Origin of the sequence: Roseitranquillus sediminis (assembly GCF_016918935.1) — a bacterium.
Classification (GTDB): Bacteria; Pseudomonadota; Alphaproteobacteria; order Rhodobacterales; family Rhodobacteraceae; genus Roseitranquillus; species Roseitranquillus sediminis.
In genome coordinates, this window is the sequence record NZ_JAFFOB010000014.1 from 24,793 (window position 1) to 37,409 (window position 12,617).

Consider the following 12,617-nt stretch of genomic DNA (forward strand, 5'->3'; position numbering starts at 1 on the left):
GAGCCTTGCCATGAACGACATGAAGCTCGCAGAAAAGGCGGTGAGGATGAGCGAGGCGAAGATCTCGGCGCGCGACGTGAACGTCTTCTACGGCGATACGCACGCCATCAAGGACGTCAGCGTCGACATCGCGGACAGGACGGTCACCGCCTTCATCGGGCCCTCCGGCTGCGGCAAGTCGACGTTCCTGCGCTGCCTGAACCGGATGAACGACACGATCGACATCGCTCGCGTCGAGGGCGAGATCAGGATCGACGGTCAGGACATCTACGACCCCAGCATCGATCCGGTGCAACTGCGCGCCAAGGTCGGCATGGTGTTCCAGAAGCCTAACCCGTTCCCGAAGTCGATCTATGACAACGTGGCGTACGGACCGAAGATCCACGGCCTCGCCAGGAGCAAGGCGGATCTCGACGAGATCGTCGAGCGAGCCCTGCGCCGCGGCGCGCTCTGGGAAGAGGCCAAGGACCGCCTGCACCAGCCGGGCACCGGCCTCTCGGGTGGGCAGCAGCAGCGGCTCTGCATCGCGCGGGCGGTCGCGACCGAGCCCGAGGTCCTCCTGATGGACGAGCCTTGCTCGGCGCTCGACCCGATCGCGACGGCGCAGGTCGAGGAGCTGATCGACGATCTGCGCAAGAACTATTCCGTGGTCATCGTCACGCACTCGATGCAGCAGGCCGCGCGGGTGAGCCAGAAGACGGCGTTCTTCCATCTCGGCAACCTCGTAGAGTTTGGCGAGACGGGACAGATTTTCACGAACCCGAAGGACCGGCGCACCGAGAGCTACATCACGGGCCGGATAGGCTAGGGGAGACAGATGGCCGACCAACACATCGCATCCGCCTTCGACCGCGACCTGGAGCGGATCCAGTCGCTCATCATGAAGATGGGCGGGCTGGTCGAGGCGGCGATCCTCGACGCGGCCAAGTCGCTCGAGGAGCGGGATGACGAGCTGGCGCAGAAGGTCCGCGAGGGCGACAAGCGCATCGACGCGCTCGAGGAGCAGATCAACGAGGAAGCGGCGCGGGTGCTTGCCATCCGCGCGCCGACGGCGCGGGACCTGAGGACGGTGCTCACCGTCATAAAGATCAGCAACAGCCTCGAGCGCTGTGGCGACTTCGCCAAGAACCTCGCCAAGCGGACTTCGGTCCTCGTGCAGATGCAGCCCATCGACAACACTGCGAAATCGGTCCGGCGCATGGCACGCGAAGTCGAAGCGATGCTCAAGGACGCACTCGATGCCTACATGCAGCGCGACGTGGAGCTCGCGCAGAACGTGCGGGAGCGCGACGCCGAGGTCGACCAGATGTACAATGCCCTCTTCCGCGAGTTCCTGACCTTCATGATGGAGGATCCGCGGAACATCACGGCTTGCATGCACCTGCACTTCATCGCGAAGAACCTCGAGCGAATGGGCGACCACGTCACCTCGATCTGCGAGCAGGTGATCTACCTCGTCAGCGGCAGCCTCCCGGAGGAGCAGCGGCCGAAGGGTGACCGGACCGCCTTCGTCGGAGGCGGGGAGGGATGAGCGCCCAGCAGCCGCGCGTCCTCGTCGTCGAGGACGAGCCGGCGCAGCAGGAGATCCTGTCCTACAACCTTGAGGCGGAGGGCTTTGCGGTCAGCCGAGCGTCCACGGGCGACGAGGCGCTGCTGCTGGTCGAGGAGGTCGGGCCGGACATCGTCCTGCTCGACTGGATGCTGCCAGGCGTCTCCGGCATCGAGGTCTGCCGCAGGCTGAGGATGCGCAGCGAGAGCCGGGCGATCCCGATCATCATGATGTCGGCAAAGTCGGAGGAGGTGGACCGCGTCCGCGGCCTCGAAACCGGCGCCGACGACTACGTCGTGAAACCCTATTCAGTGGTCGAGCTGATGGCGCGCGTGCGCTCGCAGCTCAGGCGAACCCGCCCGGCCACCGTGGGCGAGCGGCTGGAGTTCGAGGACATCGTCCTCGACGCCGAGACGCACAAGGTGACGCGAGACGGCGAGGCGGTGAAGCTCGGTCCCACCGAATTCCGCCTTCTGTCGACGTTCATGGAAAAGCCCGGCCGGGTCTGGAGCCGCGAGCAGCTTCTAGATCGCGTGTGGGGCCGTGACATCTATGTCGACACGCGCACCGTGGACGTGCATATCGGCCGGCTGCGCAAGGCATTGAAACTGCAGGGCGGCGATGACCCGATCCGCACCGTGCGCGGCGCGGGCTACGCGCTGCGCTAGCCGCAGAACCAGACCCTCTGACGAAATTGCTGCGCTGCGGCACGAAGGCTATGGTGCCTGCGCCGTGGCCGGAGTAACCATGGTCCGAACTGCCGGGGGAGCCGCACGCGTGGCCGACCTTAAGGCGAGGGATCGGCCGCCCGCGGCTCGAGCGGCGGCAGGAGTGAGTAGAAAATGGAAAAGAGTGTCGATCCTTTCGACCTTTGGCGCACGGGCGTCGAGCTCGGCGCGCTGATGGTCGAGACGCAGATGGTCATGGCGTACCGGTTCATGGGCATGGCCGGTCTCTGGGCCGTGGCCAAGACAGAAAACCAGAGGATGGTCGACGAGAAGGCCCCCGCCTTTGCCGAGGCGGCCATCGCGGCCGGCGTCGCCGTGATGCAGGGGCAGGGCCCCGACAAGGTCGTGGGCGCTTGGGTGCGCCCGCTTCGCAGCAAGACGAGCTCGAACATGCGGCGACTCGGCCAGCGGGGCTTCGTCCGCCGGTGAGGTGATGCAGTTCGGCGCATCCGCGCCGGATCAATGGTGAGGCAGCAAGAGGACCGGAACGATGACCACCTTGGACGTTCAGATGCATATCTGGCGCACCAGCGTGCAGATGTGGAAAGACCTTACGGACCTTCAGATTGAGATGGGCCGGCGGATGACCAGCGCCCTGCGTGGCGAACTGGGCGCTCCGGTGCAGATGCTCGACCGGGCGGTCGACGCCGCGGATATCGCCGTCTCGGCGGCTGCGGAAACGCTCGACGCCGCGGCCGAAGTGGCCGATGAGGCAACGCAGGAAGCGACGGAAGCCGTCGAGGCGCCCGTCGAGGACCTGGCGGTGGAAATGTCGACCAAGCGTCCCGAGGCCGCCGACGACATGGCGCAAGGGGCGAAGAAGAACTCTGACGACCCCCTCGACGCCGCCGCCAAGGCCGGCGCCGGGATGCCGAGCGGCACCGGAACCGGCCAGACCGAAAAACATCCGCCGCGGGGCAAGTCTTCCGCGAAGGACGTCAAGGGCTCCTGACCCGCCCCGATTTCGTCCCGATCGGAGCCTGAACCGGCGCCGGCGCCCTCGTGGCGCCGGCGTTTCTCGTTGCCGGGGATCGCACCGCATGCCGCGTGCGCGGCTGCGCCGGCTCGTCTCGTCGCGCTGCACTACCCGCCCTGGCAGAGAGCGATTGTCGGACTGCGACCTTGCGTCCGAGAACCGTATCGCATCGGCCGCGTTTCGTGGCGAAACGGAGGACGACATGGCCGAGGCGAAGCGAAGCGATCCGCAGCTGTGGGATGAGGTGAAGGAGGAAATCACCCGCTCCGACAAGGGCGGCAAGAAGGGGCAGTGGTCGGCCCGCAAGGCGCAGATGGCGGTGCAGGAGTACAAGAAGCGCGGCGGCGAGTACGAGGAGGACGGTCTCGCGCAGGACGAGACAGACCTCCACCAGTGGACCGAGGAGGACTGGGGCACGAAGTCCGGCGAGCAGTCACTCGAGTCGGGTGAAAGGTACCTCCCGAAGAAGGTCAGGATGCTCCTGACCGAGGATGAGTACGCGCGTACCTCGCGCAAGAAGCGTGGCGCGAAGGAGCAGTTCGTCGATCAGCCGAAGGACGTGCGCGAGAAGGTCAGCCGGATCAAGCGTGACGGTCCGACCAAAGCGATGCTCGACGAGCGGGCGGCGGACCTTGGGATCGAGGGTCGCGCCAACATGAACAAGGACGAGCTGCTGGAGGCCATCGAACGGGCAACGGACGGTGACGGGCGCGGCAAAGTGGGCGCTCACCGGAACATGACCCGATCTCAGCTCTATGAGATGGCGCAGGAGCGCGGCATCGAGGGCCGCAGCAAGATGAGCAAGCAGGACCTGCTGCGGGCGCTTTCCTAGAGGCGGCCGGCCTCCGCCGCCGCCTCGGCCCGGCGCAGGTCGACGTGCTTGCGCAGGATCTTCAGGTTGCGCTTGTTCGCCTTGAACGCGAAGTCGAAGAGGTCGCCCACCAGCGGGATCGACCCGATCAGCGCGTCCGCGGCCACGTTGGCGCCCATCTGCACCAGCGCGTGTCTTGGCGCGCCCATCCGATGCGCGAGGTATATGATGTAGCCGGCCGGAGCGAGCGCGGCAGCATCGCCCACACCGGGGATGAGCCCGAGAATGCCGTCGAGCCCGATCCGGTAACCGATGACGGGGATGCGGATCGCGCTGTCCATCAGACGGGCGATGTTCTCGACCCGCTCCATGTCCCTTTGGAGCGATGGGTCGTTGCCCGGCGCCCGCACACCCTTGTCGGTCCTGTCTTCAATCCGTGCCACGCGTCACCTTGCCGTTGCGCCGGCCGAACCGGCCCTCATGCGCAATCGACGCGGGGCTCCCTGTGTTCCCTGCGCGCTACCGCGCAACCAGCGGCGCCGCGCCCTGGATCGCGTCTCGCAGCGTTCTTCCGGGGTCCAGCGTCTCGCCCATCGTGAACTGGTTCTCCGGCGTTGCCTCCAGCTCGTAGGTGTCGATCGCGCGCAGCTGGACGCGCTCGCCATCGGACTCCAGCTCGTCAAGCGGGAGGGCGACCTGCCGATTGCCGAGGCCGAGGAAGCCGCCGACCTCGACCACGGCCGCGAGCTCGCCGTCGTTCTGCATGACGCCGTCGAGATCGCCGATGATTTCGCCATCTGCGTCGACCACCTGCATCCCCACCAGGTCGCCGACCTCCATATCCGCCATCCGTGAGAACGGATTATCGAGCGTCAGGTACGTCGTGCCGTCATAGTGCGCCGCCGCGGCAAACTGCCCGAGGGGCGTCAGCGCGTAGCCGTTGCCCTGGACCGTGATCAACGGCCCCTCCGGGTCATCCGGGTCGAGCCCCGCGGCGCGAAACGCCGTGTCCAGCGCGAGGAGCCGGAGCGCGTCAGCGAGCGCCGGATCGGCGGCATTGTCGGCCGCGTCGCGCGCGAGTTCGCTGGCTCGCGCATAGTCGCGGCTCGACAGCGCGCTCCAGAGCTGCACGCCGTCCATTTCCATCGAAAAGAGCTCCCTGTTCGCCATCGCCTGCGCGAGATCGGCTTGCTGCGTCATTTCGTCTTCTTCACGCGCCGCAGCTTCGTCGGCTTCTGCGGACGCCTCCTCCTGCTCTGTGGTGCGGGAGGAGATCGTCTTGGACGCCAAGGCCGTGGTCCTGCGCGCCTCAAGCTGCGCCGCGGGATTCGTCGCCGAGAGCGCCCGGCGCACCAAAGATGCATAGGTCACGCGGTCGCTCGCCGAGTCGAACATGGCGGTGATGTATCCCATTTCTTCGGAGACGAGCTCCACAGGCGGCGGCGTGCAGGGCCGCTCTGGGTAGGAGTAGAACGGGTCGTCGGTGATCGCCCTGATCCGCACCCCCTCGGCGCAATCGATCGGAAACGTCTGGACCTCGCCGATCTTCAGTCGGCCCAGCTCTCGCGTCACGTCGCCGTCGACGTAGACGATCCGGTAGACGTCGACGGCCGGCGGATTGCCCTCGACGCGCAGCGCGACCTCGATGTCAGCCCCGGCGCTGGCCGGCAGCACGATCGTCAGCGCGAGCGAGGCGGCGCCTCTGGACGCGGCCCTCCAGCCAGAGCGCAGCGAGCCCGGCGAGGGCGAGGGCTGACGGGCTGGGTCTCTCTGGAGCATCTCCGGTCTCCTTTTTCGGGTCGCGGCGCGGTCGGCGCCAGTGCAGGACGACGCTCGCCAGCGCGATCACGGCCATCGCCGCCGCGAAGATCAGCGAGCCCAGGAAGACGAGCGCGAACATCTCGATGTAGTTGCGGATGACGAAGCCGGTCGCGCTGCTGGCGCGCAGCATCCGCAGCGCCTCAGCCTGCCCCGGGTCCGGGCGATAGAGGAACAGCAGGTCACCGGCGGTTTCTGTCGGGAACACGCGGACGAGGGTGCGGGCGCCGGGGATCAGCGAGACGCGGAGCGAAATCAGCGAGGTGTGCTCGACATCGGCGCGTATGTCCTGCGACGCGATCATGCCCTGACCCTCGAAGCGCACGAGCGTCCCGTCCGGTGCGCCGGGGCGAAAGCACGGCCGGTCAATGCAGGTGATCTGGAAGTTCGCCGCCTCGATCGGCACGCGCGAGACGTTCTGGATCGCCACCGTCGTGCTGTCGCCCTCCGCGTTCAGCGAGTAGACGACCGACCGACTCGACCGCAGTTCCTCGGTCACGGTGTTGAGAAAGAAGCCCATGACGGATGCAATCACCACCCCCAGGAATGGCAGCGCCACCTTCGCAAAATCGCTCATGCCGAATGCCAAGCCTCAGAATGCAACCGAAGTGTAACATGGCTGGCCGCGTCATGCGACCTTCTCTCCGGGACGATGCTGCCTCCGCGTAGCCGGGGCCGGCCCCCGGATCCGCGGCGATATCGCCCTGCGCCGCACCGGCGGGGAGGAGGAACCTGCGACCCGAGGCGGCCGTTGACGGGCGATGAACGCAGAGAGGAAGACGATCATGCGTCGCACGCTCAACACGACGACCGCGCTGCTGGCGAGCCTGTCGCTCGTCCTGCCAACGACCGTCCCGGCGCAGGAGGCGGCGACAGAGCCTGCCACCGAGTGCGCCGACGGCACCCAGCCGCCCTGTCCGCCCGAGGCGGCAACCGAGGCGCCGGAGGAGCCCGCCGCTGAGGCGGCAGAAGAACCCGCCGCCGCCGAAGCACCGGACGCCGCCGCGCCCGCCGAGGCGAATGAGCCCGCCGAGGCCGCCGAACCTGCCGAAGCTGCTGCTCCGGCCGAGGCTGCCGAGCCCGAGGTCGAGGCAGCCGAAGCTCCGTCCGAGCCTGCGCCGGACGCCGAAGCCGTCGAGGCGCCGTCCGAGCCCGCGCCCGAGGCCACGCCTGCGCCCGAAGCCGAGCCTGCGCCCGAAGCCGAGCCTGCCGATGCGCCCGCCGAAGCCGAGCCGGCGGCAGAAAGCGCCGATGCGCCAACCGAGCCTGCGGGCGAGCAACAGGACGCGGCGACGCCCGAAGCGGCTGACGACGCGTCCGTGGGTGGGGAGGCCGCAACGGCTGCCACAGCCGCCGAGGAGCCGGCCGCCGCTCCCGAGGCCGAGGCCACTGCGGACGGCGAGGCTGCGGAGGATGACATCGTAGAGACGCTGGAGCAGGGTCTGGCCGCCGACGCCGCGGCAGCCTCCGAAGAAGTCTGCGTCGACGGCAGCACGCCGCCGTGCCCACCTGAAGCGGCCGCCGAAGATGGCCAGACGGCGCCTGATGAGCCGGAGGTCGCCGAACCGGCGCCTGCCACGACGGACGCGGAAGCCGGCGAAGCGACGGCCGAGACCGAGGCTCCGGCACCTGCCGCAGAGGCAGAACCCGCCGAGGCCGAAGCTGCAGCCGCTACACCCGAAGCCGAAGGCGAGGCCAGCGCCGACGCTGGTGCGACGCCTCCCGCCGAAAACCCGACTGCGGCCGAGGAGCCGGCTGCCGCGGCTGCCGCCGCTGCCGGAGAGGGCGAAGTCGCGGCCGAGGCGGAGGTGACGTCTGAAACCGTGACCGAGGAAACTGCCCGGTCGAGCGCCGAGGACTTCGAGACGACGCTCGCCACTGAAGAAGGCGCCCGCGTCGAGGACGATGACGACGACGATGGCCTTAGCACGCTCGAGAAGGCACTGCTTGTCGGCGCCGGCGCCCTGGTGGTCGGATCGATGCTGAGGAATCGCGGCGAGGTCGTGGCCGCGTCCGAGGACCGCGTCGTTGTGCAGCGCGGGGGGCAGTACGAGCTGATCAAGGACGACAACACGCTGCTCAGGCAGCCCGGCTCGGAGGTCCAGACCGAGACCTTCGACGACGGCTCGAGCCGCACTGTCGTGACGCGCGAGGACGGCAGCCGGATTGTCACCATCCGTGATGCCGACCTCAGGGTGCTGCGCAGGACCCGGATCACGCCGGACGGCGAGCGGATCGTGCTCATCGACGACACCGGCGGTTCGCAGGCCGTCGATGTCTCGACGCTTCCGGCGCCGCGCCAGCAGTTCACCCAGGACGCGATCGACGAGGAGGCGCTGCGCCGGGCCCTGGCGGCAGAGGCGCAGGTGAATCGCACCTTCAGCCTCAACCAGGTCAGGCGGATCAGCGAGGTGCGCAACCTCGCCCCGGCTGTAACCCTGGACAACATCACCTTCGCCTCCGGCTCGGCAGCGATCTCGCCGGACCAGGCGCAGGAGCTGGCCGAGCTCGGGCGGTACATCGCCGACACCATCGCCGACAATCCGCGGGAGATCTTCCTCGTGGAGGGCCATACCGACGCCATCGGCGATCCTGCCTACAACCTCGCGCTTTCCGACCGTCGTGCGGAGTCGGTGGCGCTTGCCCTGACCGAGTACTTCCAGGTTCCGCCCGAGAATCTGGTAGTCCAGGGCTACGGCGAGCAATTCCTGCGCGTCCCCACCCAGGAGGCCGAGCGGCAGAACCGGCGGGCGACCATCCGGCGTATCACGCCGCTGCTGCAGACCGCGGCCGCAAACTGACAAGCGACGCCCGGCGACACCTGGTCGTCGGGCGTCGTCAAGGCCGGCGGGGCCGCTCTGGTCGCCCCGGGCGGCCCGCCGCGGGGGAACCGGCGGCCCTTGTGGCGCTCAAGCCCGCGGCGCCTCCGTCCTCGGCCCGCGCTTCGGCCGCTGGACTTGCCACCCGACGCGGATGCATGCTCGGTGCCATGAACATGGGCCGCATCGGGTACAGCGCAGAGTGACAGACCTAGCCGAACAGCCTCTGGCGAAAATCGCATCGCGTGCGGATTACGAAGCCATCCCGGAAGCCGCGCTTGCCTGGCACCGGGAAGGGCGCGGCGCGGCTTTGGGTACGGTCGTCGAGACCTGGGGCTCTGCGCCGCGACCGGTCGGCAGCCAGCTCGCGATCTCCGGCACGAGCGACATGATGGGATCCGTCTCCGGCGGCTGCGTCGAGAGCGCCGTAGTCGCCGAGGCGCTCGAGGCGATCGGCACTGGTGAGAGCCGCCTCCTGACCTACGGCGTCAGCGACGACGACGCCTTTGCCGTCGGTTTGGCCTGCGGCGGCACTATCCGGGTGCTGGTGGAGCCGATCGGCGCGCTGCCCGAGACGATGCTCGCCGACCTTTGCGAGGCGCGGGCAGAGCGGCGCCCGGTCGCCTACGCTGTCGACACGGTGACGTGGCAACGGCGGCTCGATGGCCCGCAGGACTGGCCTGAGCGTTTCCGGCTGGATCGGTCGGGGTTCGAGGAGGACTGCTTCGTCGCGATCCACAACCCGCCGCTGAGGATGGTGGTCGTGGGCGCGGTCCACATCGCGCAGCCGCTGATGCAGATGGCGAAGCTCGCCGGCTACGACGCCACCCTGGTCGACCCGCGCGAAGCGTTCGGCTCGGTGGAGCGCTTCCCCGACGCGCGCCTCGTGCATGACTGGCCGGACGACGCGCTCAGTGCGCACGGGCTGGATCAGCGGACGGCCGTGGTGACGCTGACGCACGACCCGAAGCTTGACGACCCGGCCATCGAGACGGCGCTTGCGTCGGACGTCTTCTATCTTGGCTGCCTCGGATCCAGCCGCACGCACGCCAAGCGAGTTGACCGGCTGCGCGCTGCCGGCTTTGACGACCGCGCGATCGGCAGGATCCACGCGCCGGTGGGGCTAGATATCGGCGCGCGAAGCCCCGCGGAGATCGCCGTCGCCATCATGGCCGAGATCACGCGCGTCCTGAGGCTTGGCTGATGCGCCGCCGCGACGATCCACATGCAGGTGGCGCAACTCCGCCGGCGGTGCCCGGCGGACGCCCCGCCCACCCACCCGCGCCCGCCGGGCGGGGCCGGTCCCGCACCCGGACACGGCGGTGAGGTTCGGGGAGGTCCCGCTGGGAGAGGCCGAAGGCGCCATACTCGCCCACTCGGTCGAGGCGGGCGGCGCGCGCCTGCGCAAGGGGCGGTTGCTCGGGCCGGACGATCTGCAGCGCCTCGGCGAGGCGGGCGTGACCGCGGTGACCGTCGCGCGACTCGAGCCGGGCGATCTCGGCGAGGACGCCGCGGCGACCGCGGTCGCTCAGGCGCTGGTTCCGGATCCCGCCGCAGCCGGCCTGCGCGTCGGTCGGGCGGCGACGGGGCGGGTGAACCTCCATGCGGAGGGGCCCGGCATCCTGCTCTACGACCCCGCGCATATCCATGCGCTGAACCGCGTCGAGCCGATGATCACCTTCGCGGTCCTGCCGCCTTTTGCCGCCACGCGCGCTCGAATGCTCGTGGGGACCGTCAAGATCATCAGCTATGCCGTGCCGCAGTCGGCGGTCGACGCGGCGGTGCACCATGCCGAGCGTGCGCTGCGGATCGCGCCCGTCAGGCTGGCGACCGCCGCGCTGATCGAGACCGAGATCGGCGCCCCGGGCCCCGCGAAGGGCGAGGCGGCGATGCGCCGCCGGCTGGAGGTGCTCGGCATGACGCTGTCGGACTATCGCCGCGTGCCGCACCGCGAGGACGAGCTGGCCGAGGCGCTGGCCGAGGCGGAGGCGGACCTCGTGCTGATCCTGACCGCATCGGCTACCTCGGACCCGCACGACGTCGGGCCGGAGGCGGTGCGGCGTGCGGGTGGCAGGCTGACGCGTTTCGGGATGCCGGTCGATCCGGGAAACCTGCTGTTTCTGGGGCAGATCGGCGAGCGCCCGGTGATCGGGCTGCCGGGCTGTGCCAGGTCGCCGGCGCTGAACGGCGCCGATTGGGTGCTGGAGCGCGTGGCCTGCGGGGTCGAGGTCTCGCACGCGGACATCGCCGCCATGGGCGTGGGTGGGCTCCTCAAGGAGATCCCGGCAAGGGGCCGCCCGCGCGAAAGCTGAGCGTGCGGCATCGCGACGCTGGCCCTCCGATACGGCGGCCTATGTCTCACGCCAGACCGCAACGGGAGGACATTCATGTTTCGCATCGTCACCACGCTCGCCATCTTTGCCGCCACCGCCGGGCAGGCGCAGATCACCGGGGAGCCCTACCGTTACAGCGTGAATGGGATGGAGTTCGAGGGCTACGTCGCCCGCAACGCGAACCTGGAGGAGAGCCGCGGCACGGTCATGATCGTCCATGACTGGGACGGCCTGACGGACTACGAGAAGCGGCGCGCGGACATGTTGGCGGCGCAGGGTTACACCGCCTTCGCCGCCGACGTCTACGGCGCCGACAACCTTCCGCAGAGCATGGACGAGAACCGCGAGCGCTCGGGCGAACTCTACACCGACCGCGAGATGTTCCGCGCGCGCCTCATGGCGTCGCTGGAGGCGGCGCGGGCGGTCGGCGGGGGCGAGGGAGGCGTCCTCGTCATTGGCTACTGCTTCGGCGGCGCCGCGGTGCTGGAGGCGGCACGCGCGGGCGCCGATGCTGCAGGCTTCGTGAGCTTCCACGGCGGCCTCGAGACGCCGGAGGGGCAGGACTGGTCGCAGGCCTCCGGCCCTGTGCTGGTGCTGCACGGCACTGCCGATCCGGTGTCGGGGCCGGCGGCGCTCGCTACGCTGGTGGAGGAGCTCGAGGCGGCCGGCGTCGACCACGAGGCGCAGCTCTATGGCGGCGCGCGGCACGCCTACACCGTATGGGGCGCGGACGACTACGACCTTGAGGCGGACCAGGCCTCTTGGCTCGCGTTGCAGATGTTCCTCGAAGAGCGGCTCTGAGCGCTCTGCCGGTCAGCGGCCACGCTTCGGCGCGGGCCGCTTCCGGCAGAAAGGGCAGGCGCGGGCGCAGCCTGCGCGGCAGGCCAGCGGATTTCGTCGCGCGGGCTTCAGGCGGCGCGTGGCCATTGCTTCTCGATACGCTCGGCGGTCTTCGTCTCGCCGAGGATCTCGATGTAGTTCACCATCCCGTGGTCGAACTCCGCGTCGAAGGCCTCGGGCAGCAGCCACCGGACCGAACCGACGTGGCGGAAACCCATCGGCCTAGGGGGCAGGTGGCACACCTCGTCGTCCGCCCGGCAGAGGTTCAGGATCCAGCCCTCGCCCTCGAGCGGGGCCTTCCCGCGCAACGGCCGGGGCGAGCCGAAGGTCACCGTGGGGGTGCGCAGCGACCAGCCAAGTATCTGCGCCGAGGCGCCGCCGAGCGAGTGGCCGACGATGAACTTCGGGCGCGCTCGTTTGGCGAAGCCGTAGAGAAATTCGGCGTGCCGCAGGAATCCGGCGTGCCAGACCCGGCCGCTGTCGCCGGCTACGATCTTGAAGCCCTGGATCTCCTTGCCCTGCTCGGCCAGGTGCAGGTTGAAGCCCCAGTCGATCCGCTCGTTGGTGCCGGGGATGACGAGAATGTCGCCCTTGATCAGGTACGCCTGCGCCCCGCGGATGTCGATCCTGTCGATAGGATCGAGATCGCGCGCCGCGTCGTAGGCCAGGCGGACCATCCGCGCCGCGTCCAATACACCGATATGGCCCATGCTGCGCCCCGCTGAAATGCCTGATCCAATGGG

14 protein-coding genes are annotated in these 12,617 nt (G+C 69.1%); 10 read left to right on the forward strand and 4 right to left on the reverse strand.

Annotated elements, in window-relative coordinates:
* The first annotated feature begins 10 nt into the window (after positions 1–10).
* From pstB to JM664_RS06985, 6 genes are all read left to right on the forward strand, one after another.
* Positions 11–808, forward strand: a complete 798-nt coding sequence (gene pstB / locus JM664_RS06960) for a phosphate ABC transporter ATP-binding protein PstB (RefSeq protein ID WP_227419198.1) — start codon at positions 11–13, stop codon at positions 806–808.
* 9 nt (positions 809–817) lie between these two features.
* A complete protein-coding gene (phoU, locus tag JM664_RS06965; RefSeq protein WP_227419199.1) occupies positions 818–1,531 on the forward strand; it encodes a phosphate signaling complex protein PhoU in 714 nt (237 codons plus the stop codon).
* Entirely contained in the window at positions 1,528–2,217 is a 690-nt protein-coding gene (phoB, locus tag JM664_RS06970; protein WP_227419200.1) for a phosphate regulon transcriptional regulator PhoB, read from the forward strand. Before phoU ends, phoB begins: the two co-directional genes overlap by 4 nt.
* A 174-nt stretch (positions 2,218–2,391) precedes the next feature.
* Positions 2,392–2,706 (forward strand): antifreeze protein, encoded by a 315-nt coding sequence (locus tag JM664_RS06975; RefSeq protein ID WP_227419201.1) that lies wholly within the window; start codon positions 2,392–2,394, stop codon positions 2,704–2,706.
* Positions 2,707–2,767: 61 nt separating this feature from the next.
* Positions 2,768–3,229, forward strand: a complete 462-nt coding sequence (locus tag JM664_RS06980) for a hypothetical protein (RefSeq protein WP_227419202.1) — start codon at positions 2,768–2,770, stop codon at positions 3,227–3,229.
* Between the two features lie 226 nt (positions 3,230–3,455).
* A complete protein-coding gene (locus tag JM664_RS06985; RefSeq protein WP_227419203.1) occupies positions 3,456–4,085 on the forward strand; it encodes a Rho termination factor N-terminal domain-containing protein in 630 nt (209 codons plus the stop codon).
* Here the strand turns inward: JM664_RS06985 and JM664_RS06990 are convergent.
* From JM664_RS06990 to JM664_RS07000, 3 genes are all read right to left on the reverse strand, one after another.
* The gene (locus JM664_RS06990) at positions 4,082–4,507 is read right to left on the reverse strand and encodes a DUF4112 domain-containing protein (RefSeq protein ID WP_227419204.1); all 426 of its coding nucleotides are present in this window, start codon (positions 4,505–4,507) and stop codon (positions 4,082–4,084) included. The two genes, JM664_RS06985 and JM664_RS06990, sit on opposite strands and share 4 nt — an antisense overlap.
* Positions 4,508–4,583: 76 nt before the next feature.
* Complete coding sequence (locus JM664_RS06995) at positions 4,584–5,738, reverse strand: PRC-barrel domain-containing protein (RefSeq protein ID WP_227419205.1); 1,155 nt, start codon at positions 5,736–5,738, stop codon at positions 4,584–4,586.
* Positions 5,713–6,459, reverse strand: coding sequence for a hypothetical protein (locus tag JM664_RS07000; protein ID WP_227419206.1), 747 nt, complete (start codon positions 6,457–6,459; stop codon positions 5,713–5,715). The genes JM664_RS06995 and JM664_RS07000 overlap by 26 nt, the downstream gene beginning before the upstream one ends.
* Positions 6,460–6,643: 184 nt before the next feature.
* Between JM664_RS07000 and JM664_RS18850 the strand changes: the two genes are divergently transcribed.
* The 4 genes from JM664_RS18850 (at position 6,644) to JM664_RS07020 (ending at position 11,835) form a co-directional block, all read left to right on the forward strand.
* Complete coding sequence (locus JM664_RS18850; protein ID WP_319637521.1) at positions 6,644–8,683, forward strand: OmpA family protein; 2,040 nt, start codon at positions 6,644–6,646, stop codon at positions 8,681–8,683.
* A gap of 253 nt (positions 8,684–8,936) precedes the next feature.
* Positions 8,937–9,905, forward strand: a complete 969-nt coding sequence (locus tag JM664_RS07010; RefSeq protein WP_227419408.1) for an XdhC family protein — start codon at positions 8,937–8,939, stop codon at positions 9,903–9,905.
* A 118-nt stretch (positions 9,906–10,023) separates the two neighbouring features.
* The gene (locus tag JM664_RS07015) at positions 10,024–11,013 is read left to right on the forward strand and encodes a molybdopterin-binding protein (protein WP_227419207.1); all 990 of its coding nucleotides are present in this window, start codon (positions 10,024–10,026) and stop codon (positions 11,011–11,013) included.
* A gap of 75 nt (positions 11,014–11,088) precedes the next feature.
* Positions 11,089–11,835, forward strand: coding sequence for a dienelactone hydrolase family protein (locus tag JM664_RS07020; RefSeq protein WP_227419208.1), 747 nt, complete (start codon positions 11,089–11,091; stop codon positions 11,833–11,835).
* 107 nt (positions 11,836–11,942) lie between these two features.
* On the opposite strand, the gene JM664_RS07025 is transcribed toward JM664_RS07020, so the two are convergent.
* Positions 11,943–12,584, reverse strand: coding sequence for an alpha/beta hydrolase family protein (locus JM664_RS07025; RefSeq protein ID WP_227419209.1), 642 nt, complete (start codon positions 12,582–12,584; stop codon positions 11,943–11,945).
* Between the last annotated feature and the right edge of the window lie 33 nt (positions 12,585–12,617).